This window comes from Pseudomonas sp. URMO17WK12:I9 (assembly GCF_900230165.1).
Taxonomy (GTDB): Bacteria; Pseudomonadota; Gammaproteobacteria; order Pseudomonadales; family Pseudomonadaceae; genus Aquipseudomonas; species Aquipseudomonas fulva.
This window is the reverse complement of record NZ_OCMQ01000006.1, coordinates 28653-53348: the sequence shown is the minus strand read 5'-3', so window position 1 is coordinate 53348 and position 24696 is coordinate 28653. Positions and strand designations below refer to the sequence as shown.

Sequence of the window (24696 nt, the reverse complement as noted above, 5' to 3'; positions counted from 1 at the left end):
GAAAAAAGGGCGGTGATTCTAACGAAAAAACCCGCGCCAGGCGCGGGTTTCTTTCGAACGGCAGGCAAGCGCCGCATCACTTCACAGCTTTTGCAGGTCTCGTTGCGCCAATTGCGCAGCCGATGTGCCCGGATATTGGGTCACCACCTGCTGGAGAATACCCTTCACCTTGTCCGTGTGACCGAGACGACGCTCGACATCGGCCAGCTTGTACAAGGAGTCTGGCACCTTGCTGTGCTTGGGGTACTTCTGGCTTACCTGGGCGAATGCCTGGCTTGCACCCTGCAGGTCACCCTTGGCCAGGTTCACTTCGCCCAGCCAATACTGTGCATTACCGGCATATTGGCTGTTGGGGTACTTGCGCAGGAAGGCGTTGAACGCCTGGCTGGCCTTGTCGAAGTCTTTTTGCTTGATCAGGTCGAAGGCAGCATCGTAGTAGAGCTTTTCCTTGGCCGGATCACCGGGCTCGCTACTGGCGGCCGGTTGTTGGGCAGCAGCACCGGCTGCAGCCCCCGCGGCGGCGCCAGAGGCACCACCGGCGGAAGAATTGTCAGAGGTCGCGGCAGGCGCGGCGCCACTGTTGATGCGACGGTCCAGGTCCTGGTATCGCTCCAGGTTTTCCTGCTTCATGCGAGACACATCGTTTTGCAACTCTTCGATGATGCCTTGCTGGCGGGAAAGCTGATCCTGCATCTGTTGCAGCTGCATGAACAGCTGGCCCTGTGCAGAGGCAGGGGCCGAAGCCCCTGACCCGGCATAGGCGCCGCTCGTGCCATAACCCGCAGGCGGATAGCTGCCTGTGTTGTCATCTACTACAGGGACTGCAGCCCACGCCGAAAGGGGCAGGCTGAGTGCGAGGACGGTTACTGCACGGCGGCACTTACGCATAGGAACTTACTTACGCAGTTCTACGCGACGGTTTTGAGCCCAGGACTGCTCGTCGTTGCCGGTAGCAACTGGACGCTCTTCGCCGTAGGAAACCACTTCCAGCTGAGCAGGGGAAACGCCCTGCAAAACCAGGTAGCGCTGAACGGCCTTGGCACGACGCTCACCCAGAGCCATGTTGTACTCGCGGGTGCCGCGCTCGTCGGTGTTGCCTTCCAGGACAACGCGGTTGCCGTTGGCTTTCAGGTCCTTGGCGTGAACGTCCAGAGCGCGCATGGCTTCTGGCTTCAGGTCCGAGCTGTCGTATTCGAAGTAGAAGGTGGTGATTGCGCGCAGAGCGGCTTCTTCGCTCAGGGAACCGTCGACTGCGCCGGTGTTGGCACCGTAGCCAGCGTTCGGGTCAACGGCGCCAGCGCCTTCACCTGCGTTGTCACCGCCCTTGGAGGAGCAACCTACAGCCACAGCCATGGCCAGAGCCAGCGCAGCGAATTTACCAAACTTCAGCATTTCCATCGTGAAACTCCTAATGAAACCCCAGTGTGTTAAGCAAAACGTATTACGCCGCAATCAGTTCAGGTAAGGGGACCAGGACGGTTCTCTGACTTCGCCTTGAGCGGTAGGAAGTGGGAGCCTCACGCGGCCATTAAGCGACACGAGCATCAAGACTCCCCGGCCCTGCTGGCGGGTGGCGTAGATTAGCATGGTGCCGTTGGGCGCAACAGTGGGAGACTCATCAAGACTTGTTTCCGAGAGAATCTTTACACTTCCACGTTGCAAGTCCTGAGCGGCAACTTTGAAGTTGGTGAAACCCTGTTGGCGGTGAATCATCACCAGGGTCTTTTCGTCTGCCGAGAGTTTCGGGTTGGCGTTGTAGTTACCCACGAACGTTACGCGCTCGGCGCTGCCGCCACTGACCGACTGTTTGTAGATCTGCGGCTTGCCGCCACGGTCGGACGTGAAGTACAGGGTGTTGCCGTCCTTACCCCAGAATGGCTCGGTATTGATGCCAGGGCCGGCAGTCACGCGGCTGATCTGACGCGAGGCCACGTTCATCACATAGATGTCCGGGTTCCCATCCTTGGACAGCACGAAGGCCAGGCGCGAACCATCGGGCGACCAGGCAGGTGCGCCATTGAGGCCCTCGAAGTTGGTGACCTGTTCACGGCGACCGGTGTCGATGTGCTGAACGAAGATACGCGGGCGCTTCTGCTCGAACGATACATAGGCGATGCGTTTGCCATCGGGCGCGAAGCGCGGCGACAGGATCGGCTCGCGGGACTGCAGCAGGGTCACGGCGCGGGCACCGTCATAGTCCGAACGCTGCAGGGTGTAGCGCGTGTTGTTCGTAGAGAAGCGCTCGGCCGTCACGTACAGCATGCGCGTGGAGAAGGCACCCTTGATACCGGTGAGCTTCTCGAACGACTGGTCGGCGATGTAGTGCGACATGTCGCGCAGCTGTTCGGTGGTGCCGGCAACGCTGCCGGTCAGGACCTGCTGCTCGGTGGCGACGTTGAACAGGGCGTATTGCACCTGCAGGCGACCACCGGAGGGCACGATGCTGCCCACCATCACGTACTGGGCACCCAGCGCCTTCCAGTCGCGGAAGATGACTTCGCTGGCCTGGGAGGGCTGGCTGATCATGTTCTGGCGCGGGATGGGCGAGTAGTAGCCGGAGTTGCGCAGGTCGTTGCCGATGATGTCGGCCATGTCTTCAGGCAGCACACTGCCACCCTGAACAGCGAACGGCACCACTGCAATTGGCGTTGCCCGGTCACTGCCACTGGTGACCAGGATGTTCTTTTCCTCTGCTACGGCCATGCCTGCCACGCAGCACAGCATGACCAGCAGTCCTCTCAGACGTTTAATCACAACGCTAGATCCTCAGGTGTAAATGTCATCTTGAACGAGCGATATTGGTTGAAATCGCTCGGCTTCATGCCCTGCATTTCAGTCAGGCGACCGATGTTCTTCACCGCTGCCACCGCCGAGCTGTCATAGGGGCCGTCACCGCTTGACCGGGCCACGCTGACGCTGGTGATGGTGCCATCGGGCAACATGTTGATCTGCAGTACCACCGTCATGCCTTTACGCGCCGATGGCGGGCGAGCCCAGCCTTCTGCCGCGCGCATACGGATCAGGTCGTCGAAGTCGCCGGCCACCTGGTCACCCTGCTCGTCGGCCAGCGCCTGCTGCCGCTCGGTGGTGTCGGACAAGAGCTCGGCCAGGGCCTGTGCCTTCTTGTCTTCAGCCGCCTTGCGAGCTGCTTCCTGTGCCTTTTTCTTCTGGGCATCCGCTGCGGCCTTTTTCTTGGCGTCCTCGGCTGCCTTCTTCTTCGCTTCTTCGGCCGCTGCCGCCTTTTTCTTGGCGTCCTCAGCCGCTTTTTTCTTCGCGTCCTCGGCTGCCTTTTTCTTGGCCTCCTCGGCAGCTTGCTTCTTCGCCTCTTCAGCGGCCTGCTTCTTGGCCTCTTCTTCGGCTTTTTTCTTCGCTTCTTCTTCAGCCTTTTTCTTGGCGATGTCAGCTTGCTGTTTCTCGGCAGCCTTCTTCGCCTCATCGGCCTTCTTGGCTTCGGCCGCTTTCTTGGCTTCAGCAGCTTTGGCCGTTTCGGCAGCCTTGGCCGCGTCCTCGGCCTTTTTGGCCTCGGCAGCCTCGCGTGCCTCCTGGGCCTTTTGAGCAGCGTCGGCTTTCTTTTGTTCCGCGGCTTTCACCGCTTCCTGCTCGACCTTCTTCTGCTCAAGCTGCTCGACCTCGGTCTGACGCGAAGCGGTTTTCTTCGCTTCCCCGGCAATCTTCTGGTTGGTCTGGGTAGTCGCCTGGCTCTTGGACTTGAGCTGATAGAGCGTAGCCTGAACGATCGGCTTGGACGGTGGCAGTTCAGGCGTCATGGCAAAGCTTGCGAACAGCATGCCAAACACCAGCACATGCAGGCCGATGGCCCAGACACTGGGCCAGAAGTAGCTTTCCGAGGCAGAGGGCTCTCGCTGTTGCATCAGGGTGCCTCGGTAATCAGGCCGACGTTACCGACACCGGCTTTCTGCAGCCCGCCCATGGCACCCATGACCGCGCCGTAGTCCACCGCCTTGTCGCCACGGATGAATACCTGGGTCTGTTTGCCCTGGTCGCGACCGGCCGCGATGATCTTGGTAACGGCGTCGGTCATGGCCGGCAAGGTCATAGCCTTGTCCATTTGCTTGTCGGTATCGACTTCGCTGCCAAGGTTCCAGTAGTAGGTCTTGTCGGCCTTGATGGAAATGGTGAGGATCTGGACGTTGTTGTCCTGCGGCAAGGCTTCGCTGGAAACCTTGGGCAGATCGACCTTCACGCCCTGATTGAGCATGGGCGCCGTCACCATGAAGATGACCAGCAGCACCAGCATCACGTCGATGTAGGGCACCACGTTCATCTCGGCGACGGGCTTGCGTTTGTGGCGAACTCGGGCCATGGGCTTGTACCTGATTACTCTTCGCTGGTGTGCACTTTGCGGTGCAGGATCGCCTGGAACTCGTCGGCGAAGGTGTAGTAACGGCTGATCAGCGTTTCACTGCGGGCCGCAAAGCGGTTGTATGCGATGACCGCCGGAATGGCTGCGAACAGGCCGATGGCCGTGGCGATCAGCGCTTCGGCGATGCCGGGGGCAACGGTAGCCAGCGTGGCTTGTTGCGCACTTGCCAGGCCGCGGAAGGAGTTCATGATGCCCCACACGGTACCGAACAGGCCGATATAGGGGCTGGTCGAACCCACGGTCGCCAGGAACGGCAAACTCTGCTCGAGCTTTTCTTCTTCGCGGGAGATGGCGACGCGCATGGCACGGCCAACCCCTTCCATCACGGCGTCCGGATCAACGCCAGGTTGCTGGCGCAGACGGGAAAACTCCTTGAAGCCTGCACGGAAGACCTGCTCCACACCCGAGTCCGGGTCCGGGTTGCTGCCTGCCTGACGGTACAGCTTGGACAGGTCGATACCCGACCAGAAGCGCTCCTCGAAAGCATCGAGCGCACGACGACCGGCGCGCAGCATGGTGCTGCGCTGGAAAATCATGATCCACGAGGTGACCGAGGCGGCCACCAGGGTCAGCATCACCAGCTGCACCACAACGCTGGCGTTACTGACCAGACTCCACATGGAGGTATGGTCGACGACGTTAGCTTCCACGCTTATTCTCCTGCATTCGATTGATTACCCGAGCCGTCTGCCGCAAAGGCGTCGCGCAGCTGGGGAGGTATGGCTCGGGGTTTGAAAGTGTCGGCGCGCACGGCGGCGATCAGAAACCGCCCTTCACAAAGCAGTGCGTCGTCCTTTTCCCGCCACACTTGCTGCACGAAGCGCAAGCTGGCGCGATTGAGTTCAAGTACTTGCGCGGTCACCCGCAATTCATCGTCCAGCCGCGCCGGCACGTGGTAACGCGCTTCGCTGGAATGGACCACGAACAGCAGGTTGTCTTCAGCCAGTTGCGACTGGGAAAAGCCCAGGTGCCGCAAGCGTTCGGTGCGCGCGCGCTCCATGAATTTCAGGTAATTGACGTAATACACCACACCACCGGCATCGGTATCTTCGTAATAGACGCGACAACGGTGTGCGAACGGTTCCAGGCCTTTTTGCGCGCGCATACTCTAGTGCTTACTCCTTGGCTTGCCAATCCGCTGTGACAACTGTTTTTTCACTATCGATATCCGGGTGCCATGGCCCCCTGGGCATGCCAGCGGTAGGACCACGAAAAGCGTGTTTCGATCTGTCATTCATCACCCGGCTCGGAAAAATCCGCGCCCTCCCCCAATCGCCCGGGAACATTCAGCCCGAAGTGCAGGTAGGCGTGTCGGGTCACCACACGGCCACGGGGCGTACGCATGATGTAGCCCTGCTGGATGAGGTAAGGCTCAAGCACGTCCTCGATGGTGTGACGCTCTTCGCTGATGGCGGCGGCAAGGTTGTCGACGCCGACCGGGCCACCGTCGAACTTCTCGATCATGGTCAGCAGCAGGCGCCTGTCGGAATGGTCGAAGCCGCGCTCATCGACGTCCAGCAGGTTGAGCGCCATGTCGGCCACGGCCTTGGTGATCTGGCCCTTGCCGCGTACCTCGGCGTAGTCGCGCACCCGCCGCAGCAAGCGGTTGGCAATGCGCGGTGTGCCGCGGGCACGGCGCGCGATCTCATAGGCACCGAGGTCCTCGATGACCAGGCCCAGGATGTTGGCCGAACGGCTGACGATGGTCGCCAGGTCCTTGTCGCTGTAGAACTCCAGCCGCTGCACGATGCCGAAACGGTCGCGCAGCGGGTTGGTGAGCATGCCGGCGCGCGTCGTGGCACCGACCAGCGTGAAAGGTGGCAGGTCGAGCTTGATCGAGCGGGCCGCCGGGCCTTCGCCGATCATGATGTCGAGCTGAAAGTCTTCCATGGCTGGATAGAGCACTTCTTCGACGACCGGCGACAGCCGGTGGATCTCGTCGATGAAGAGCACGTCATGAGGCTCAAGGTTGGTCAGCATGGCGGCCAGGTCGCCAGGGCGCTCGAGGATCGGCCCCGAGGTGCTTTTGACCGACACCCCCATTTCGTGGGCGATGATGTTGGCCAGGGTGGTCTTGCCCAGGCCTGGCGGGCCGAAGATCAGCGTGTGGTCGAGCGACTCGCTGCGCCCGCGCGCCGCCTGGATGAACAGTGCCATCTGCTCGCGCACCACAGGCTGGCCAATGTACTCCTCCAGCCGCAAGGGCCGGATGGCGCGATCCTGGACTTCTTCGCGGTCGCGGCCACTGGCAGCGATCAGGCGGTCGGCTTCGATCACTTGGTAATCATCCCCTTGAGGCTGCGGCGAATCAGCTCTTCACTGGAAAGCCCCGACTTGTCCTTGATCGCGCCGATGGCCTTGCTCGCTTCCTGGGGCTTGTAGCCCAGGGACACCAGGGCGCTGACCGCATCCGCCTCGGCGCTGGACTCGCTGGCGGCCGGCAATGGCCCATCGGACACCAGCGCGAACATGGCCGGGGACGTTTCCCAAGCCTTGAAGCGGTCCTTGAGCTCGACCAGCAGGCGCTCTGCCGTTTTTTTGCCTACACCGGGTACGCGTACCAATACCGAGGCGTCCTGGGCCTGCACGCAGCGCACCAGCTCATCGATCTCAAGCCCGGACATCAGTGCCAGGGCCAGCTTGGGGCCCACACCGTTGAGCCGAATGAGCTCGCGGAACAATTCGCGCTCGCGCTTTTCGGCAAAGCCATAGAGCAGGTGGGCGTCTTCACGCACCACAAGGTGCGTGTGCACCGTTACCGGCTCGCCGACCTTGGGCAGGCGATAGAGCGTCGTCATGGGGACTTCCAGTTCGTAGCCCACGCCATTGACGTCGATGATGAGGTGCGGCGGCTGCTTTTCCGCCAGGGTGCCGCGCAAACGTCCGATCACGTTTCGATCCTTTTCACGGGGAGCTGCCCGATGGCCGCTCAACCCTATCAGCAAATACGGCAGGCGGACGCTCCGCCTGCACAAAATGTGTATCAGCGCATGAAGCGCTTACAGACGCAAGCGCCCACCGCGCCGACGCGCCGTAGACAGCCCATGGGGCACCAGACTCGAACGGGTGTGGGCATGGCACAAGGCAATGGCCAGCGCGTCGGAAGCATCGATCTGGGGCTTTTGGGTCAGCTTGAGCAGGTGCATGACCATCATCATCACCTGGTCCTTGTTCGCCCCGCCCGTACCAGCCACCGCCTGCTTGACCTGGGTGGCGCTGTACTCGGCGATTTCCAGCCCTGCTTCAGCCGCTGCGACGATGGCCGCGCCTCGGGCCTGCCCCAGCTTGAGGGCCGAATCGGCGTTGCGGGCCATGAAAACTCGCTCGATGCCCATGGTCACCGGGCCATGCTGGCCGATGACTTCGCTGACCCCACGAAACACGATCTGCAAACGCTCGTGCAGTTCACCACTGCCTGTGCGGATGCAGCCTGAGGCCACGTACTCGCAACCACGTGCGGTCTGGCGAACAACGCCATAACCTGTGATGCGCGAGCCGGGGTCGATACCTAGAATCAGAGTCATAGCGCCTGTCGTTGAAGTGAAGCGGTGTGCAAACAGTACAGGCCCTTTCGCAGGTCAACCCCCTGGCCAGGTCGCCATTGCTGCCACCTGTGCCACGGGCGCCCTGCGAAAGGGCCTGTACAAACGCCCGAAGGCGTCAGTATGGTGCGCCAGAAAGCCCTCAGCCGAGGTTTTCCATGATCTCGTCGGAAATCTGCGCATTGGAGTAGACGTTCTGTACGTCGTCCAGGTCTTCGAGCATGTCGATCAGCTTGAGTACCTTCTCGGCGCCCTCCTGATCGAGTTCGGCGCTGGTGGTCGGCTGCATCACGATTTCGGCGTCGGCCGCCTTGAAGCCGGCCTCTTCCAAGGCATTGCGCACGGCGTAGAAGCTGTTGAACGAGGTGAACACGTCAAACGAGCCATCCTCGTGGGCCACCACGTCGTCGGCGTCGGCCTCCATCGCCGCCTCCATCAAGGCATCCTCCTCCACGCCCGGAGCAAAACTGATCTGCCCCTTGCGCTCGAACAGGTAGGCGACCGAACCGTCGGTGCCCAGGTTGCCCCCGCACTTGGTGAAGGCATGGCGCACTGCCGCAGCGGTGCGGTTGCGGTTATCGGTCATGGCCTCGACCATGATCGCCACACCGCCCGGCCCGTAACCTTCATAGCTGAGCTCTTCGACGTTGTCGCTTTCGTTCGTGCCGGCGCCACGGGCCACCGCGCGATCGATGATATCGCGGCTCATGTTGGCACCCAGTGCCTTGTCCAGCGCCAGGCGCAGGCGCGGGTTGGAGGCAGGGTCCGGGCCGCCTTGCTTGGCGGCGACCGTCAGCTCGCGGATCCACTTGGTGAATACCTTGCCCCTCTTGGCATCCTGGCGCTCTTTGCGGTGCTTGATGTTCGCCCACTTGGAATGACCCGCCATAACGACTCCCGATCCTTGTAACAGAAACAGGTTCCGCCCCGAAGGGCGGAACGTGGAAAGACTGCGCCGAAGCGCGTGGGCGCAACCGCCGGCTGCGCCCGGGCCGATTACTCGACCTTGGTCTGCTCGCGCAGACGGATGTGCAGCTCGCGCAATGCCTTGGCGTCGACCATGCCCGGTGCCTGGGTCATGACACACGCAGCGCTTTGGGTTTTCGGGAAGGCAATCACTTCACGAATCGACTGGGCGCCGGTCATCAGCATGACCAGGCGATCCAGGCCGAAGGCCAGGCCACCGTGAGGCGGTGCACCGAACTTCAGGGCATCGAGCAGGAAGCCGAACTTCTCTTCCTGTTCTGCCGCTTCGATACCCAGCAGGCGGAACACGGCCTGCTGCATTTCCTTGCGGTGGATACGGATCGAACCGCCACCGAGTTCGGTGCCATTGAGCACCATGTCATAGGCACGGGACAGGGCCGTGGCCGGGTTGGCCTCCAGTTCCTCGGGCGTGCACTTGGGCGCGGTGAACGGGTGGTGCAGCGCGGTGAAGCTGCCGTCTTCGTTTTCTTCGAACATGGGGAAGTCAACGACCCACATCGGTGCCCACTCGCAGGTGAACAGTTCGAAGTCGTGACCCAGGCGAATACGCAGGGCGCCCAGCGCTTCGCTGACCACCTTGAACTTGTCGGCACCGAAGAACACGATGTCGCCGTCAACGGCGCCCACGCGGTCGAGGATGGTGTTGAGGTTGGCCTCGGGGATGTTCTTGACGATCGGCGACTGCAGGCCTTCAACGCCCTTGGCACGCTCGTTGACCTTGATGTAGGCAAGGCCGCGGGCACCGTAGATGCCAACGAACTTGGTGTACTCGTCGATCTTGCTGCGCGGCATGCTGGCGCCGCCTGGCAGTCGCAGCGCGGTGACGCGGCATTTAGGATCGTTGGCAGGGCCGGCGAACACCTTGAAGTCCACGTCCTTGAGCTGGTCGGCGACGTCGACCAGTTCCAGCGGGATGCGCAGGTCTGGCTTGTCGGAGCCATAGCGACGCATGGCTTCCTCGAAGGTCATATGCGGGAATTCGCCGAACTCCAGGTCCAGCACTTCCTTGAACAGCTTGCGGATCATGCTCTCGGTCAGGCCCATGATCTCGGACTCGTCCAGGAAGCTGGTCTCGATGTCGATCTGGGTGAATTCTGGCTGGCGATCGGCACGCAGGTCTTCGTCACGGAAGCACTTGGCAATCTGGTAGTAGCGGTCGAAACCGGCGACCATCAGCAACTGCTTGAACAGCTGTGGCGACTGCGGCAGGGCGAAGAAGCTGCCGGCGTGGGTGCGGCTTGGCACCAGGTAATCGCGCGCGCCTTCAGGCGTGGCGCGGGTCAGAATCGGCGTTTCCACATCGAGGAAGCCGTTTTCGTCGAGAAAGCGTCGAATGCTGCTGGTGATGCGCGAGCGCAGGCGCAGCTTGTCGGCCATCTCAGGACGACGCAGGTCGATGAAACGGTAGCGCAGACGCGTTTCCTCACCAACGTCGGAGTATTCGTTGAGCGGGAACGGCGGGGTTTCGGCTTCGTTCAGCACGTTGAGCTGATAGCCGAGGATTTCGATGGCACCGGAGGCCATGTTGCTGTTCACAGCACCTTCCGGGCGACGGCGGACCTTGCCGGTGATCTGCACGACGTACTCGCTGCGCACACGGTCGGCTGCGGCGAAGGTGTCGGCGCGATCCGGATCGAAAACGACCTGGGCCATGCCCTCGCGGTCACGGATGTCGAGGAAGATCACCCCGCCGTGGTCCCGGCGACGATGGACCCAGCCGCAAAGGGTGACTTCCTGGCCGTCCAGGCTCTCGTTCAGTTGGCCGCAATAATGGCTGCGCATCATGATGGTGGTTTCGCTTCTCGTGATTCGTGTATTCGATGGAGGCCTTGGCCGCCCGGAGGGCTAATACTGCAAGACCCGGTCATAGCATTCAACTCAGTCGGCCTTGTCGCCGCCTGCCAGATTCTTTTTCGCACCGGTCTTGAAGTCGGTTTCGTACCAGCCGTTGCCGCTCAGGCGAAAGCCGGGCACCGACAGCAGTTTCTTCATCGCCGGCGCCTGGCAGGCCGGGCAGTCGGTGAGCGGCGCGGCGCTGATTTTCTGCAGCACTTCCATGCGATGCTCGCAGGATGCACATTGATAGTCGTAAAGGGGCATGGATGTCTCTCGTCAACCATAACGCTGGCTGCCTGGGCAGCAAAAGGCGGGATTATATATGGTTAACCAGCGCTGCGCAGCCCGCCGGGCGATCAGTGCGACGTCGGCGGCTGCTGCAACCAGGCCACGCAGATCACCCGTATGAGGCCGCTGAAGTTGCGCACGCCCCCTTGGCGCAGGTGCACCTCACGGTCTACATAGGACAACACCGCACTGACCGAGCATTGGTTGGCAGCGGCAATGCGCTCGAGGATACCCCAATACACGGCCTCGAGGCGCAGGCAGGTTGAAAAACCGTTGAGCCGCACCGAGCGAGACACAGGCTGGGTCTGCAGCATGTCGAAATCTGCCGTGAATGGGTCGACGCATTGCTTGCCGGGCCAGCGCCCCTGACCTGCCGTCCGTTTCCCAGACTGAGCCATCTGCACACCTCCTGATGATTGAACCAAGGGGTGTATCAAGCGCCGAACGGGCCATTGCAGAGCAGCGGCAAACCCTTCCCGCACAGAAAGCGGCAGGCCCGCCCAGTCACCCTGGAAAGGCCTGCCGGCACGGCCCGGTTATTTCTCGTCGAGCAGTACGCGCAGCATCCATGCGGTCTTTTCGTGCACTTGCATGCGCTGGGTGAGCAGGTCGGCGGTTGGCTCATCGCTGACCTTGTCCACTGCCGGGAAGATACTGCGGGCGGTGCGCACCACCGCTTCCTGCCCTTGCACCAGTTGCCGGATCATCTCGTCGGCTGGGGGGACGCCCTCCTCTTCCTTGATGGAAGAGTGCTTGGCGTAGAACGCGTAGGACCCAGGCGCCGGGAAACCCAGGGCGCGGATGCGCTCGGCAATGGCGTCCACCGCCAGCGCCAGCTCGTTGTACTGCTCCTCGAACATCAGGTGCAGGGTACGGAACGAGGGCCCGGTGACGTTCCAATGGAAATTGTGGGTTTTCAGATACAGCACGTAGGTATCTGAAAGCAGGCGGGAAAGCCCATCGACGATGGACTTGCGATCTTCTTCACTGATGCCGATATCGATTGCCATGATGCTCCCCTTCGGAAAACGTGAAACCCAAGCGGGTGCCGACCACTTTAGCAACACTCTGAGCGCCGTGCCTCTGCCAGGTGGCCGCAGGCAGGGCGCCGGGTGGCAGTTTGAGTACCCTGCAGGTTTACGGTTAAATAGGCAGCGTGCCATTCGTGCGGACTGTAATTGCCGAATGCATAGGCAGAAGGCCACGTGTTCGCGCCAACACTTCATGCGCACCGGGCCGTCAGCTCTTCCCGTGATCAGCTTCAATCAATGTGAGCCAATCCCATGTTCAAGATCGTCCACCTGGTGACAGGCGCGGCAGCCTTGCTGCTAGCGTTCATTCCCAGTCTTAAAACCGAGGCAACGCCTTTCCTGCAACAACCCGACGCGGTCTATCTGGCCCTGTTCGGCTTGCTCAACCTGATCCTGGCCCCTGTCGTACCGCTGTACTACCGAGGTGCCAGGCAGCAACTGCAATATCTCGCCTGTGCCCTGCTGGTGGTGGCTGTGGTACTTCAAACCCTTACCGTGCTCGCTCGACCAGAGCTTGGCAACCTGGCGGCGCTGGTGTGCGCCGCACTGGCTGTGGCCCTGCACCTGGGCGCAGGCTTTGCCCAGGGCGCGCGCAAGGTACGCAGCAGCCAACAGCCACTGACCGAGGCCGGCAACCGAGATACGGGCACGGTCAAGTGGTTCAACACGTCCAAGGGGTTCGGGTTCATTTCCCGGGACTCAGGCGATGACATCTTCGTGCACTTTCGCGCCATCCGCGGCGAAGGCCATCGCATCCTGGTAGAAGGTCAACGCGTCGAGTTCTCGGTGATGCACCGCGACAAGGGCCTGCAGGCCGAGGACGTGGTCGCCGTCACGCGCCGCTGACAGGCGAGCAGGCTTAAACACGTTCAAACCAGGCCTGTCGCTCAGCCCAAGGCTGCGACAGGCCTGACGACCCGATGATCAATAGTGAGGCGGCGGCGCCTCTTCACCCTCGCTGCCATACTGACCCGCCATCTCCTCGTAACGCTTGATCAGCTCGGCCATCTGCAACTGCAGCCGCTCGATCACGCGCCCTTGCTCGACCACCACATCGTTGAGCGCCTGCAGGGTGTCGTCCTGGAATGCCTGGCGCGTTTCCAGCTCGACCATTCTTGGCTCAAGCGACATGGGCGGCCTCCTGGAAACCTTCAAGGTGCAGATTTCGCACGCGGGCGCGTACCACCTGTACTTGTGCGTCGGTATAGGCCACGGCCGGGCATTTGCCCCAGACCGGTGCAGGCCAGGCCACATCATCGTGCTGGCGAACGATCACATGCATGTGCATCTGGCTGACCACATTGCCCAGCGTCGCCACGTTCATCTTGTCGGCCCCGTAGCTGCGCTTGAGTGCCTCGGCAAGCTGTGTGGTTTCCTGCCAGAGCAGGTGCTGGTCAGCCAGGCTGAGGTCAAACAATTCGCTGACCTCGGCACGCCTGGGCACCAGGATGAACCAGGGGTAGTTGGCATCTCGGCTCAGCAGCAACTGGCACAGGGCGAAATCGCCCAGCACCCAAGTGTCCTGCTGCAAGCGTGGATCAAGAACGAACACGGCGTACCTCCTTCAGGCAAAGCGACCCGCACGGTGGCGGTAGAGACGGCGGCAAGGATACCTTGCGCGATTGCGGTAACACAGCGCTACTTTTCGCACCAATAAGGTGCTTCGCCACGCTGACTGGCGCCTTGGCCCACCACAATTGACACCGCCTTAACATGTTGCGGTAACACATTGACTTTGATAGCAAGCTAGCCAACTGAATGGACGCGATGAGCGGGCTGGACGCCCAGTCCGACCAACCCCCGTATTTACGGCGGTTAAAACGGTTTCCTGAAAATTTCGTGAAAAATTCATCAATGCAAGCCCAGGTTGAGCACGCTTGTTGCATTGCCTTCACGCCAAGTCGGCATGCTCTCTGCAACACATGCACACCGGGCGTTACCACCCTCGGATGCGACGCTGAAGTGCCCGACAGCGACACGGCCAAAAAGTTCCATTTAGAGTGCTTTGCGCCATATCGCCAACGACCTTCAGCGTGCTATACATTTTCGCCGACATAACAAGAAAGAGCTGCACCCTATAACTAGAACACCTGGATGCAGCGGTACTCTTCCTAAAAAAACCAAAGGAGCAAGTCACGATGCGCGTGATGAAGTGGAGCATGATCGCCCTGGCCGTTTCGGCGGGGTCCTCGCAGATGGCACTGGCCTCTTCGCAGGATGAGTCCAAAGGTTTCATTGAAGACAGCAAGCTGAGCGTCAAAACTCGCATGCTGTATTTCAGCCGTGATTTCCGCAACAACGAAGGCGGCCAGAGCCGCCGTGAAGAAACCGGCCTCGGCTTCGTGGGCACTTACGAGTCGGGCTACACCCAGGGCACCGTCGGCGTGGGTATCGACGCCATCGGCATGCTCGGGCTGAAACTGGACAGCGGCAAGGGCCGTGCTGGCACCGGCCTGTTCCCGAACGGCTCGGACGGCCGTGCGCAGGATGACTACTCCAAGGGTGGCGGCGCGGTCAAATTCCGTATCTCCGACACCGTGCTGAAAGTCGGCGACCAGTTCACCGCCCTGCCGGTATTCGCCACCGACGATAGCCGCCTGCTGCCGGAAATCGCCCAGGGCGCATTGCTGACCAGCAACGACATCAAGGGCCTGACCCTGCACGCCGGTCGCTTCACCAGCCTGACCGGTCAGGAGCAGACCAACCGCGACAGCCTGCGCCTGAAGGAAGCCGACGTATTCGGCGGCACCTATGCCTTCACCGACAGCCTGTCCACCAGCCTGTACTACTCCAAGGTCGAAGACTACTGGCGCAAATACTACGCCAACGTCAACTGGGCGCTGCCGCTGTCGGACAAGCAAGGCCTGGTGTTCGACTTCAACTTCTATGACACCAAGAGCGACGGCCAAGGCCTGCAGCGCGCCGAAAAAGACGGCGTGACCAAGCTCGACAACCGTGCGTTCAGCCTGTCCGGTGCGTACAACATCGGCGCTCACACCTTCACCCTGGCCTACCAGAAAGTCACCGGCGACGGCGACTATGGCTACGGCGTCGACGGTGGCGGTACCGTGTTCCTGGCCAACTCCGTGGCCCGTTCCGACTTCAACGCCGAGGGCGAGAAGTCCTGGCAGGCTCGCTACGACCTGAACTTCGCCGAGTATGGCATTCCAGGCCTGAGCTTCATGACCCGCTACGTGCGTGGCAGCGGCGCCGACACCGGCACCACCAGCAACGGCAAGGAATGGGAACGCGACATCGACATCAAGTACGTGATGCAAGAAGGCCCGGCCAAGGACCTGAGCTTCCGCGTTCGTCAAGCCACCTACCGTTCCTCCGATGGCGTCTACTACGGCTCCCCATCCCTGGACGAGCTGCGCCTGATCGTGGAGTACCCGCTGAGCATCCTGTAAGCCTGGCTTGCAACGCTTCGCACCTGAAAAGCCCGGCGACCGCGCCGGGCTTTTTCTTGGCTGACAAGCAGGACGCCCTGGGGCATCCTGTACGCCTTGGCTTCACCCCCGTACAATGCGGGGCTATTTCAACGTCTTAGGCAATCGACACGGCTAACCATGCGCACCAGTCAATATTTGCTCGCCACCCAAAAAGAAACCCCTGCCGACGCAGTGGTCATCAGCCATCAGCTCATGCTGCGTGCCGGCATGATCCGCAAACTGGCTTCCGGCCTGTACACCTGGCTGCCAATGGGCCTGCGGGTAATGCGCAAGGTCGAGAACGTGGTGCGCGAGGAAATGAACGCCGCCGGCGCTCTTGAAGTGCTCATGCCCAGCATCCAGCCTGCCGAACTGTGGCAGGAGTCCGGCCGCTGGGAGCAGTACGGCCCCGAGCTGCTGCGGGTCAAGGACCGGCATCAGCGCGATTTCTGCGTGGGTCCGACCCACGAAGAGGTCATCACCGACCTGGCACGCAACGAGCTGTCGAGCTACAAGCAGCTGCCTTTGAACATGTACCAGATCCAGACCAAATTCCGCGATGAAATCCGTCCGCGCTTCGGCCTGATGCGTGGCCGCGAGTTCATCATGAAGGACGCCTACTCCTTCCATGCCGACCAGGCTTCCCTCCAGGAAACCTACGACCGCATGCACCAGGCGTACACCAATGTGTTCACCCGTCTGGGGCTGGATTTCCGCCCAGTGCAGGCCGACACCGGTTCCATTGGTGGTAGCTATTCCCATGAATTCCACGTCCTTGCCCAGTCCGGTGAAGACGATGTGATCTTCAGCGACAGCTCCGACTACGCCGCCAACATCGAAAAGGCCGAGGCCGTGCCGCGCGAAACCGTGCGCCCTGCCCCTACCGAAGAACTGCGCCTGGTCGACACGCCCGATGCCAAGACCATCGCCCAACTGGTCGAAAACTTCGGTCTGCCAATCGAAAAGACCGTCAAGACCCTGATCGTACGCGGCGCCGAGGAAGGCAAGCTGGTCGCCCTGATCGTGCGCGGCGATCACGAGCTCAACGAAATCAAGGCCGCGAAGCTGGAACAAGTGGCCGACCCCCTGGTCATGGCCACCGATGCCGAACTGCGCGAGGCCATTGGTGCTGGCGCAGGCTCGCTGGGCCCGCTGAACCTGCCGCTCGAATGCGTGATCGATCGTTCGGTCGCCTTGATGAGCGACTTCGGTATCGGTGCCAACATCGACGACAAGCACTATTTCGGCGTGAACTGGGAGCGTGACTTGCCAGTGCCACAGGTGGCCGACCTGCGCAATGTGGTCGAGGGCGACCCAAGCCCGGATGGCCAGGGCACCCTGGTGATCAAGCGTGGCATCGAAGTGGGTCACATCTTCCAGCTGGGTACCAAGTACAGCGAGGCACTCAAGTGCCAGGTCCTGGGCGAAAATGGCAAGCCGGTCATGCTGTCCATGGGCTGCTATGGCATCGGCGTGTCCCGCGTGGTGGCCGCTGCCATCGAGCAGAACCACGATGAGAAAGGCATTATCTGGAACGACGCCCTGGCGCCCTTCCAGATTGCCCTGGTACCCCTGCGCTATGAAACCGAAGTGGTTCGCGAAGCCACCGACAAGCTGTATGCCGAGCTGACTGCGGCAGGTTACGAAGTGCTGCTCGACGACCGCGACAAGAAGACCAGCCCCGGCATCAAATTTGCCGACATGGAGCTGATCGGCATTCCGCACCGTATCGTCGTCAGCGATCGCAGCCTGGCCGATGGCAACCTGGAATACAAACACCGTACCGAGCAGGATGCCCAGGTGTTGCCACTCGAAGAAGTGCTGACCTTCCTGCAGGCCCGCGTTCGCCGCTGATAATCAATGCACGAGTGATCATGTCCAAGCGAAGTACCTATAAGCTCAAGGGCGCCGCACTGTGCGGCGTCCTGCTCGTCAGCGGCTGCGCCAACCAGATGCCCCAGCGCAGCGACCACGAGGAGCGCGTCGAGCGCAAACTGCTCGAACACACCCTGCAGATCGACGTTGGCGAGCCGAAGGTGATGGAGCTGCCGCAACGACGTGTACGCGTGCATGAGCAGAAGCGTTTCGAGGTCACCGAGTTCGAGGTGACGCGCCATTACGACCGCTACACCCCTTACCAACCCTGGCGGGAAATCTACGAGATTCCGCTGGGCGCCGTGGCGGTGGTGGCGGGCGTGGGTGCCAACGTGGTCAACGTCTTCGCCCTGGGCAACCTGCCCCAGAGCATTACCCACGATTGGCTCAGTTATGGCGTGGACGGCCTTAATCCGTTCATGAACGTGCCCTCCAATGGCCGCGCCCAGCAGAACCTCGCAGGCATCAGCGAAGTGCAGAAAGCCAAGCGCGAAGAGGCCACGAGCATGCCGTGGAGCGAGCGCCTGGTGGAGGTCAAGGCCGGCAAGAACACCTATGAGCTGACCACTGACCGCGCGGGCATTCTGCGCCTGAACCTGCTCGACAGCCCCTTCTCGGAGCAGAACCTCAACCACGTCGGCACCTTGCACCTGCAAGTGGTCGATGAGGACAATGCCGTGCGCGGTGATGCCAGTTTGTTGATCAGCGCCACGCTGCGCAACAAGCTGCGTGAAGCTCACGAGCTGATTTTCGACGACCTCGAAGATGATGAGGTGAGCCAGTGGGTGCACCGGGTCAAGCGGCTGTCCGAGCTGGGCCTTGAAGAGGAAGCCAGTGAGTTGGAGCAGAGCCTGATCGAGCTGACGCGCAACGATCCTGAGTTGCAACAGGAGTTCTTGCAGTCCTTGACCAAAGCCACTGGCCGACTGGTTGCCGACCCCGGGCATTGATGGCCGCCTGTGGTTGACCTGCGTTGAACCCGTGGTGGGGTCAACGCCGGCAACTGCTTTTAAAAGGCCTTACGCGCTGCCTGGCCCCATAATGGAAGCCTACATGTCGGCGATAAACCTGAAGTACGCCATGACAGCGGCACTTTCGCGTCTCTCAACACCTTCCTTCAACTGCACGCTATGCCGGCGGGAAAAGCTCCAGCTGTTCATGCGCGCTGCGCAAGTCCCGTAATCTCACCCCTACACCGAGCAATCGCACAGGTTTACCACCGCGCGCGAACGCCTGCGTCACCAGCTGCCGGTAACTGTCCAAGTCCCTGCCGGCGCCTGCCTGCTCAAGGGTGGTCTGGGTGAAGTCATGGAACTTGACCTTGACGAAAGGCTTTTCCGGCCGGTAGGTGCTGTCCATTCGCTCAATGCGCTCGTTCAGGCTCTGCAGCAACTCCGGCAACCGTGCCAGGCAACTGGGCAGGTCCGGCAGGTCGGTGTCGTAGGTATTCTCCACGCTGACCGACTGCCGTCGACTGTCGTTTTGAACCACGCGATCATCGATGCCACGCGCCAGCCCCCACAACCGCTCGCCAAAGGTGCCGAACTCACGCACCAGCGCCAGGCGAGACCAGTCGCGCAACTGCGAGCAGGTCTCGATCCCCAGGCGGGTCAGCTTGTCTGCAGTGACCTTGCCCACACCGTGCAGACGGGTGACCGGCAGCGCCGCCACGAACGCTTCTATTTCATCAGGCTTGATCACGAACAGGCCATTGGGCTTGCGCCAGTCGCTGGCGATCTTGGCCAGAAACTTGTTGGGCGCCACCCCGGCCGAGACGGTGATGTGCAGGGTACGGGCCACGCGCCGACGGATGTCTTCGGCGATGCGTGTAGCGCTGCCGGCATACCATTGGCTTTCGCTGACATCCAGGTAGGCCTCGTCCAACGACAGCGGCTCGATCAGGTCGGTGTAGTCACGAAAGATGGCATGTATCTCTCGAGAAGCCTCACGGTAAGCCTCGAAGCGAGGTTTGACGATCAGCAGGTCCGGGCACAACTTGAGGGCGTGACGGGACGACATTGCAGAACGCACCCCGTAGGCACGCGCTTCATAGTTGCACGTGGCGATGACCCCACGCCTTTCGGCCGACCCGCCCACTGCCATGGGACGACCTGCAAGACGAGGGTCGTCGCGCATTTCGATGGCGGCATAAAAGCAGTCGCAGTCGACGTGGATGATCTTGCGCAGGGACATGTATGACCATAAGCACTGTAAATTCATACAGATAATAGCGCATGGTTTCAGGTTCAAACAGCATGGGCATGGTTGGGCAGCGCCGGCATTCACTGCATGAGCGCTACCCAAGCCCGCGCTTTACACACCTAAAGGATTGAACAAAAAGGGCTTTTCACACTATTTGCTTGACACTGCATGATAAATCCGTAGAATTCGATTTCACAGGCGCGGGATGGAGCAGCCTGGTAGCTCGTCGGGCTCATAACCCGAAGGTCGTCGGTTCAAATCCGGCTCCCGCAACCAGATTCGAGAAAAGGCCACTGTTCACGCAGTGGCCTTTTTCTTTGCGCGCGCGAAAAGCAATTCGTAAAAAACCTCGCTAAATCAATGAGTAGCACTTGACACCACCGGCTGAAGCTGTAGAATCCGCCCCACAGACGCGGGATGGAGCAGTCTGGTAGCTCGTCGGGCTCATAACCCGAAGGTCGTCGGTTCAAATCCGGCTCCCGCAACCAAGTTCAAGAAAAGGCCACTGTTAACGCAGTGGCCTTTTTCTTTGCCTGTCAAACGGCAACAGGGTAAGCATGGATGCGCCCTGCTCTGTTCAAGCGTTGGCCTCGCGCTTCATTAAACGCTTGACACCAATGCGCTTCGCTGTAGAATGCGCACCTCTGACGCGGGATGGAGCAGTCTGGTAGCTCGTCGGGCTCATAACCCGAAGGTCGTCGGTTCAAATCCGGCTCCCGCAACCATATTCGTCAGAACAAACCCCGTGCGTAGCGATACGCGCGGGGTTTTTCGTTTCTACCCCCTTACTTGCAAGCGACGCTTGCATGCCTTGGCGCATACCCGATTAGCGGCGGGCGCTACCCTTGCGTGGATGAACTATCTTTAACCCCTGCCGGGCTGTTAAGCGCCCATGGCCGGAGTAATATTGGATACGTTTTCCAAAGGGACTTTCACTTGGCCGCGCCTCTTCTTCACCTCGTGCCTGACGCCCGAGGTAATCCATGACCGCTCAGAACCCTGAACCTTCGGTGCCGCTGGCCACAGCGCTGCCCGGAGCCGTGCAGCGCCTGCCTTTGCTTGAACGGATAAGCCGCTATCGTCAGCCGATTGGGCTGGCGGTGACGCTGGTGCTGTTCACCATGGCCTTGATCGCCTGCCGCCACCTGCTGAGCGAGCTGGACATCTATGCCTTGCACGATGCCATGCTCGAAGTGCCAGTGCAGTCACTGCTTGGCGCGCTGCTGGCGACCGTGATCGGTTTCGTGATCCTGCTGGGCTACGAGTGGTCGGCCAGCCGCTACGCTGGGGTCAAGCTGCCTGCGCGAACGTTGGTACTGGGTGGTTTCAGCGCCTTTGCCATCGGCAATGCCATCGGCCTGTCCATGCTATCCGGCGGTTCGGTGCGCTACCGGCTGTATGCACGCCAAGGCGTGGGCGCGGGCGAAGTCGCACGCATGACGGTCTTCGCCAGCCTTTCACTCGGTTGTGCTTTGCCACCGCTTGCGGCATTGGCCACCCTGAGCAATCTGCCTGCCGCCTCGACTGCCCTGCGGTTGCCGCAGGGCTTGCTGGCTGGCGTTGCGGTTGCCGTCCTGGCCGCCTGCGCCTTATTGGCAGTTGGCCTGTATCGCAAGCGGTTGGCCGAGCAGCCAGTGCCTGACAACCTGTTGGTGCAACTGGGCCGGCGCACGCTGCGACTGCCCGGCGCACGGCTGACTGGCCTGCAACTGCTGATCACGGCCCTGGACGTGGCCGCCGCGGCCACCGTGCTCTACCTGCTGCTGCCCGAAGCGCCCCCCTTCGGCGCCTTCGTACTGGTCTACCTACTGGCGCTGGCCGCGGGTGTGCTCAGCCATGTGCCCGGTGGTGTTGGGGTGTTCGAGGCCATCCTGCTGGCCGCGTTCGCCAACCAATTGGGCGCTGCGCCGCTGGCAGCCGCATTGCTGTTGTACCGCATCATCTATGTGGTGCTGCCCCTTCTGCTGGCCTGCGTCCTGCTATTGGCCAACGAAGCCCGGCGTCTGCTGTTCGCGCGGCAGGCCATGAAGGCTGCCTCTGGGCTGGCAGCGCCTATCCTGGCCATCATGGTCTTCCTCTCGGGGGTGGTATTGCTGTTTTCCGGCGCCACGCCCGAGATCGATACCCGCCTTGAGCACATGGGCTTTCTGATCCCCCATCGGCTGATCGATGCCTCCCACTTCGGCGCCAGCCTGATCGGCGTGCTGTGCCTGTTGCTGGCCCAAGGCCTGCGCCGGCGCCTGTCGGCCGCGTGGCTGCTGACCACGGTGCTGCTGCTGGTGGGGGCATTGCTTTCGCTGCTCAAGGGCTTCGACTGGGAAGAGGCCTGCCTGCTGACGTTCACGGCCGCGCTCCTGGCTTTGTTCCGCCGCTCGTTCTATCGGCCCAGCCGCTTGATGGAACTGCCGTTCTCGCCGGTGTATCTGGTGGCCAGTGCCTGCGCGGTGGGCGCCTCGGTGTGGCTGCTGTTGTTCGCCTACCAGGATGTGCCCTACAGCCATCAACTGTGGTGGCAGTTCACCCTGGACGCCGATGCCCCCCGTGGCCTGCGTGCGGCGATGGGCAGTGCCTTGCTGCTGGCAGCGCTGGCGCTAACCTGGTTGCTGCGCACCGCACCGCCGGTGATCCACCTGCCCGATGAAGCCGAACTGCAACGGGCTCACCGTATTCTGCAGGCCTCCGACCAGCCTGATGGCGGCCTGGCCCTGACCGGCGACAAGGCGCTGCTGTTCCATCCCCGGGACAACGCGTTTCTGATGTATGCCCGCCGTGGTCGTAGTCTGGTTGCGCTGTACGATCCGATCGGGCCGGCCCAGGAGCGTGCCGAGATGATCTGGCAGTTCCGCGACCTGTGCGACCTGCACCATGCTCGACCAGTGTTTTACCAGGTGCGCGCGGAGAACCTGCCGTTCTACATGGACATCGGCCTGACTGCCCTGAAGCTGGGCGAGGAAGCCCGTGTCGACCTGCGCCGCTTCGACCTCGATGCCAAAGGCAAGGAAATGAAGGACCTGCGCTACACGTGGAACCGAGGCGGCCGTGACGGGCTGAGCCTGGAAATCCATGAGCCAGGCCATGCGCCGCTGGCTGAGCTCAAGGAAATTTCCGATGCATGGCTCAGTGGCAAGAACGTTCGCGAAAAGGGCTTTTCGCTGGGCCGTTTCAGCCCGGATTACCTGCAGCACTTCCGTATCGCCCTGATTCGCTTCCAAGGCCGCCCCGTGGCCTTTGCCAACCTGCTCGAGACCCACAGCAACGAGCTGGCTAGCCTCGACCTGATGCGTGCACACCCGGAGGCCCCCAAGCTGACCATGGAGTTCATGATGATTGGCTTGATCCTGCATTACAAAAGCCATGACTACGGCCGGTTCAGCCTGGGCATGGTGCCGCTGTCGGGGCTGCAACCACGGCGCGGTGCGCCCTTGACCCAGCGTCTGGGCTCGATGGTGTTCCGCCGTGGCGAGCAACTCTACAACTTCCAGGGGCTGCGCCGGTTCAAGGACAAGTTCCAGCCTGACTGGGAACCTCGCTACATGGCCGTGCCTGCCGGGCTCGACCCGCTGGTGGCACTGGCCGACACTGCCGCCCTGATTGCCGGCGGCTTGACTGGATTGGTGAAACGCTGATGACCCGACGCTTTTGGCTTTACCCGTTGATCACCCTGCTGCTGGCCGCCCTGGCCGGCGCCACGGCGTTCTGGTTCTGGACGCGGCCGGCGCCTGAGGCACAGCTTGAGCAACTTCAAATCAACGATGCCAGCATCACCCGCGTTACCCCAGGCGTGCACCCCACCGCCTGGGTGGCGATCGGCGTGCCACAGGACCAGGCCCTGACCCACAAGCAGTTGCTGGACCTTGGCCAGGCGGCCGAAGCGCAATTGGTGCAAGTGGTGCTGCCTGCCGGTGATTGCGCCAAGCAGCAGCAAGCCATGGACACGGCCTTGGCGCAGTTGCCGAGCAAACCCACCCTGGTCGCCGGCATTGGCCCGGGTGCCACCCAAGCCTGGCGCTGGCTGGCCAGCCAGAACGACGACAAGGCCCGGGCAATTTCCGTGGGCTTTACGGTCGAGCAGCCAGGGTGTCAGGTACCGCTGCCAAAGACCGCGCCCCACGGCCACTGGAGCGTGGCGTGGAACGATAATCCGGACGATGCCAGTGCGGCCTTCGTGCGTGACCAGAACAATGCCGAAACCAGCATCAGCGACTATGACATCCACCTGCCGCAAGTGCTCAAGGCACAGCTGACCCAGGCCTTGGTGGGCCAGGATGGCAACGCACTGGCGATTCCCGTGGTCGAGGTCCCTGCCGGTCAAACCACCGATACCGTCACGCTGTTCTTGTCCGGCGACGGCGGCTGGCGCGACCTGGACCGCGATGTGGCCGGGGAGATGGCCAAGCTGGGCTATCCGGTGGTGGGCATCGATACCCTGCGCTACTACTGGCAACACAAGACACCGGAGCAAAGTGCTGCCGACCTGTCCGAACTGATGCACCACTATCGGCAGAAGTGGGGGACCAAGCGTTTCGTCCTGACGGGGTACTCGTTCGGTGCTGACGTACTGCCTGCCATCTACAACCGCCTGCCGGCTGAAGACCAGCAACGGGTGGACGCTGTCATGCTGCTGGCCTTTGCCCGCAGCGGCAGCTTCGAGATCGAAGTCGAAGGCTGGCTGGGCAAGGAAGGTCAAGAGGCGCCCACTGGACCTGAGATGGCCAAGCTGCCGCCTGCGAAAGTGGTGTGCGTATACGGGGTGGAAGAAAGCGACGAAAGCGGTTGCACCGACAAGACCGCCGTGGGCGAGCGTCTGAAACTGCCGGGCGGGCACCACTTCGATGAAAACTACCCTGCCCTGGCCAAGCGGCTGATCGATGAGATCGAGACCCGTCAGGGCAAGTCGAGTGTGGCCGAGCAGAATTGAGGGTTGGGTAAGGACAGCAGGCACTGGGGTCAGGTCGAGCGGATGGCTCTGATAGCGCGAATCAGGGGTTACCCTGCCCCTCTGCATGACCTCATGCCGCGATAAGCTGCGCAGCAGCCCTTAGATTTCAGCTTCGCAGCGCATATTGCGGGGGCCGCGCTGCGGCCCATCGCGGCACAAGGGCCGCTCCTACCCGGAAATC

At 61.6% G+C, this 24696-nt stretch carries 24 protein-coding genes and 3 tRNA genes; 9 read left to right on the top strand and 18 right to left on the bottom strand.

Annotated features, from left to right (window positions below):
- Positions 1-81: 81 nt before the first annotated feature.
- The 15 genes from ybgF to CRP40_RS13770 all read right to left on the bottom strand — a co-directional run bounded on the left by ybgF (position 82) and on the right by CRP40_RS13770 (position 12047).
- Positions 82-888: a tol-pal system protein YbgF gene (ybgF, locus tag CRP40_RS13840; RefSeq protein WP_027914220.1), complete on the bottom strand. Its 807-nt coding sequence runs from the start codon at positions 886-888 to the stop codon at positions 82-84.
- A gap of 6 nt (positions 889-894) precedes the next feature.
- Positions 895-1398: a peptidoglycan-associated lipoprotein Pal gene (pal, locus tag CRP40_RS13835; RefSeq protein WP_023536326.1), complete on the bottom strand. Its 504-nt coding sequence runs from the start codon at positions 1396-1398 to the stop codon at positions 895-897.
- A 54-nt stretch (positions 1399-1452) separates the two neighbouring features.
- On the bottom strand, positions 1453-2724 hold the full coding sequence (gene tolB / locus CRP40_RS13830) for a Tol-Pal system beta propeller repeat protein TolB (RefSeq protein WP_033694991.1): 1272 nt from the start codon (positions 2722-2724) through the stop codon (positions 1453-1455).
- Positions 2725-2750: 26 nt separating this feature from the next.
- Positions 2751-3872 carry a cell envelope integrity protein TolA gene (gene tolA / locus CRP40_RS13825; RefSeq protein ID WP_033694990.1) on the bottom strand — a complete coding sequence of 374 codons (1122 nt, stop codon included), beginning with the start codon at positions 3870-3872 and terminating at the stop codon, positions 2751-2753.
- Complete coding sequence (gene tolR / locus CRP40_RS13820) at positions 3872-4324, bottom strand: protein TolR (RefSeq protein ID WP_003254760.1); 453 nt, start codon at positions 4322-4324, stop codon at positions 3872-3874. The genes tolA and tolR overlap by 1 nt, the downstream gene beginning before the upstream one ends.
- A 14-nt stretch (positions 4325-4338) precedes the next feature.
- Positions 4339-5034 carry a protein TolQ gene (gene tolQ, locus CRP40_RS13815; protein ID WP_027914217.1) on the bottom strand — a complete coding sequence of 232 codons (696 nt, stop codon included), beginning with the start codon at positions 5032-5034 and terminating at the stop codon, positions 4339-4341.
- Positions 5035-5036: 2 nt separating this feature from the next.
- Positions 5037-5489, bottom strand: coding sequence for a tol-pal system-associated acyl-CoA thioesterase (ybgC, locus tag CRP40_RS13810; RefSeq protein ID WP_027914216.1), 453 nt, complete (start codon positions 5487-5489; stop codon positions 5037-5039).
- Positions 5490-5614: 125 nt separating this feature from the next.
- Positions 5615-6661 carry a Holliday junction branch migration DNA helicase RuvB gene (gene ruvB, locus CRP40_RS13805; protein WP_023536242.1) on the bottom strand — a complete coding sequence of 349 codons (1047 nt, stop codon included), beginning with the start codon at positions 6659-6661 and terminating at the stop codon, positions 5615-5617.
- A complete protein-coding gene (ruvA, locus tag CRP40_RS13800; protein ID WP_027914215.1) occupies positions 6658-7275 on the bottom strand; it encodes a Holliday junction branch migration protein RuvA in 618 nt (205 codons plus the stop codon). The genes ruvB and ruvA overlap by 4 nt, the downstream gene beginning before the upstream one ends.
- 108 nt (positions 7276-7383) lie before the next feature.
- Positions 7384-7908 (bottom strand): crossover junction endodeoxyribonuclease RuvC, encoded by a 525-nt coding sequence (gene ruvC, locus CRP40_RS13795; protein ID WP_023536229.1) that lies wholly within the window; start codon positions 7906-7908, stop codon positions 7384-7386.
- Positions 7909-8068: 160 nt separating this feature from the next.
- Positions 8069-8815: a YebC/PmpR family DNA-binding transcriptional regulator gene (locus tag CRP40_RS13790; protein ID WP_023536325.1), complete on the bottom strand. Its 747-nt coding sequence runs from the start codon at positions 8813-8815 to the stop codon at positions 8069-8071.
- Positions 8816-8922: 107 nt separating this feature from the next.
- Complete coding sequence (gene aspS / locus CRP40_RS13785; RefSeq protein WP_027914214.1) at positions 8923-10698, bottom strand: aspartate--tRNA ligase; 1776 nt, start codon at positions 10696-10698, stop codon at positions 8923-8925.
- A 93-nt stretch (positions 10699-10791) separates the two neighbouring features.
- Complete coding sequence (locus CRP40_RS13780) at positions 10792-11013, bottom strand: zinc ribbon domain-containing protein (RefSeq protein ID WP_023536249.1); 222 nt, start codon at positions 11011-11013, stop codon at positions 10792-10794.
- Between the two features lie 92 nt (positions 11014-11105).
- The gene (locus CRP40_RS13775) at positions 11106-11435 is read right to left on the bottom strand and encodes a ribbon-helix-helix domain-containing protein (protein ID WP_027914213.1); all 330 of its coding nucleotides are present in this window, start codon (positions 11433-11435) and stop codon (positions 11106-11108) included.
- A gap of 138 nt (positions 11436-11573) precedes the next feature.
- Positions 11574-12047 (bottom strand): Dps family protein, encoded by a 474-nt coding sequence (locus CRP40_RS13770; RefSeq protein WP_023536324.1) that lies wholly within the window; start codon positions 12045-12047, stop codon positions 11574-11576.
- A 273-nt stretch (positions 12048-12320) separates the two neighbouring features.
- Here CRP40_RS13770 and CRP40_RS22300 point away from each other — a divergent pair, with 273 nt between their 5' ends.
- Positions 12321-12914 carry a cold-shock protein gene (locus CRP40_RS22300; RefSeq protein WP_027914212.1) on the top strand — a complete coding sequence of 198 codons (594 nt, stop codon included), beginning with the start codon at positions 12321-12323 and terminating at the stop codon, positions 12912-12914.
- 78 nt (positions 12915-12992) lie between these two features.
- Here CRP40_RS22300 and CRP40_RS13760 read toward each other — a convergent pair whose 3' ends face one another.
- Both CRP40_RS13760 and CRP40_RS13755 read right to left on the bottom strand, forming a co-directional pair.
- A complete protein-coding gene (locus CRP40_RS13760; protein WP_027914211.1) occupies positions 12993-13199 on the bottom strand; it encodes a SlyX family protein in 207 nt (68 codons plus the stop codon).
- Positions 13189-13620 carry an HIT domain-containing protein gene (locus CRP40_RS13755; RefSeq protein ID WP_027914210.1) on the bottom strand — a complete coding sequence of 144 codons (432 nt, stop codon included), beginning with the start codon at positions 13618-13620 and terminating at the stop codon, positions 13189-13191. Before CRP40_RS13755 ends, CRP40_RS13760 begins: the two co-directional genes overlap by 11 nt.
- 586 nt (positions 13621-14206) lie before the next feature.
- Between CRP40_RS13755 and CRP40_RS13750 the strand changes: the two genes are divergently transcribed.
- The 3 genes from CRP40_RS13750 (at position 14207) to CRP40_RS13740 (ending at position 18324) form a co-directional block, all read left to right on the top strand.
- A complete protein-coding gene (locus CRP40_RS13750) occupies positions 14207-15478 on the top strand; it encodes an OprD family porin (protein WP_027914209.1) in 1272 nt (423 codons plus the stop codon).
- A gap of 159 nt (positions 15479-15637) precedes the next feature.
- Positions 15638-17353, top strand: coding sequence for a proline--tRNA ligase (locus tag CRP40_RS13745; RefSeq protein WP_027914208.1), 1716 nt, complete (start codon positions 15638-15640; stop codon positions 17351-17353).
- Positions 17354-17373: 20 nt separating this feature from the next.
- Positions 17374-18324 (top strand): hypothetical protein, encoded by a 951-nt coding sequence (locus tag CRP40_RS13740; RefSeq protein ID WP_027914207.1) that lies wholly within the window; start codon positions 17374-17376, stop codon positions 18322-18324.
- Positions 18325-18502: 178 nt separating this feature from the next.
- Here CRP40_RS13740 and dinB read toward each other — a convergent pair whose 3' ends face one another.
- Entirely contained in the window at positions 18503-19567 is a 1065-nt protein-coding gene (gene dinB, locus CRP40_RS13735; protein WP_027914206.1) for a DNA polymerase IV, read from the bottom strand.
- 208 nt (positions 19568-19775) lie between these two features.
- Between dinB and CRP40_RS13730 the strand changes: the two genes are divergently transcribed.
- The 5 genes from CRP40_RS13730 (at position 19776) to CRP40_RS13710 (ending at position 24494) form a co-directional block, all read left to right on the top strand.
- Positions 19776-19852: transfer RNA gene (locus tag CRP40_RS13730), tRNA-Met, on the top strand.
- Between the two features lie 135 nt (positions 19853-19987).
- A tRNA-Met gene (locus tag CRP40_RS13725) sits at positions 19988-20064 on the top strand.
- Between the two features lie 160 nt (positions 20065-20224).
- Positions 20225-20301 (top strand) — tRNA-Met (locus CRP40_RS13720).
- 258 nt (positions 20302-20559) lie between these two features.
- On the top strand, positions 20560-23202 hold the full coding sequence (gene mprF / locus CRP40_RS13715) for a bifunctional lysylphosphatidylglycerol flippase/synthetase MprF (RefSeq protein WP_027914205.1): 2643 nt from the start codon (positions 20560-20562) through the stop codon (positions 23200-23202).
- Positions 23202-24494, top strand: coding sequence for an AcvB/VirJ family lysyl-phosphatidylglycerol hydrolase (locus tag CRP40_RS13710; RefSeq protein ID WP_027914204.1), 1293 nt, complete (start codon positions 23202-23204; stop codon positions 24492-24494). Before mprF ends, CRP40_RS13710 begins: the two co-directional genes overlap by 1 nt.
- Positions 24495-24696 lie beyond the last annotated feature (202 nt).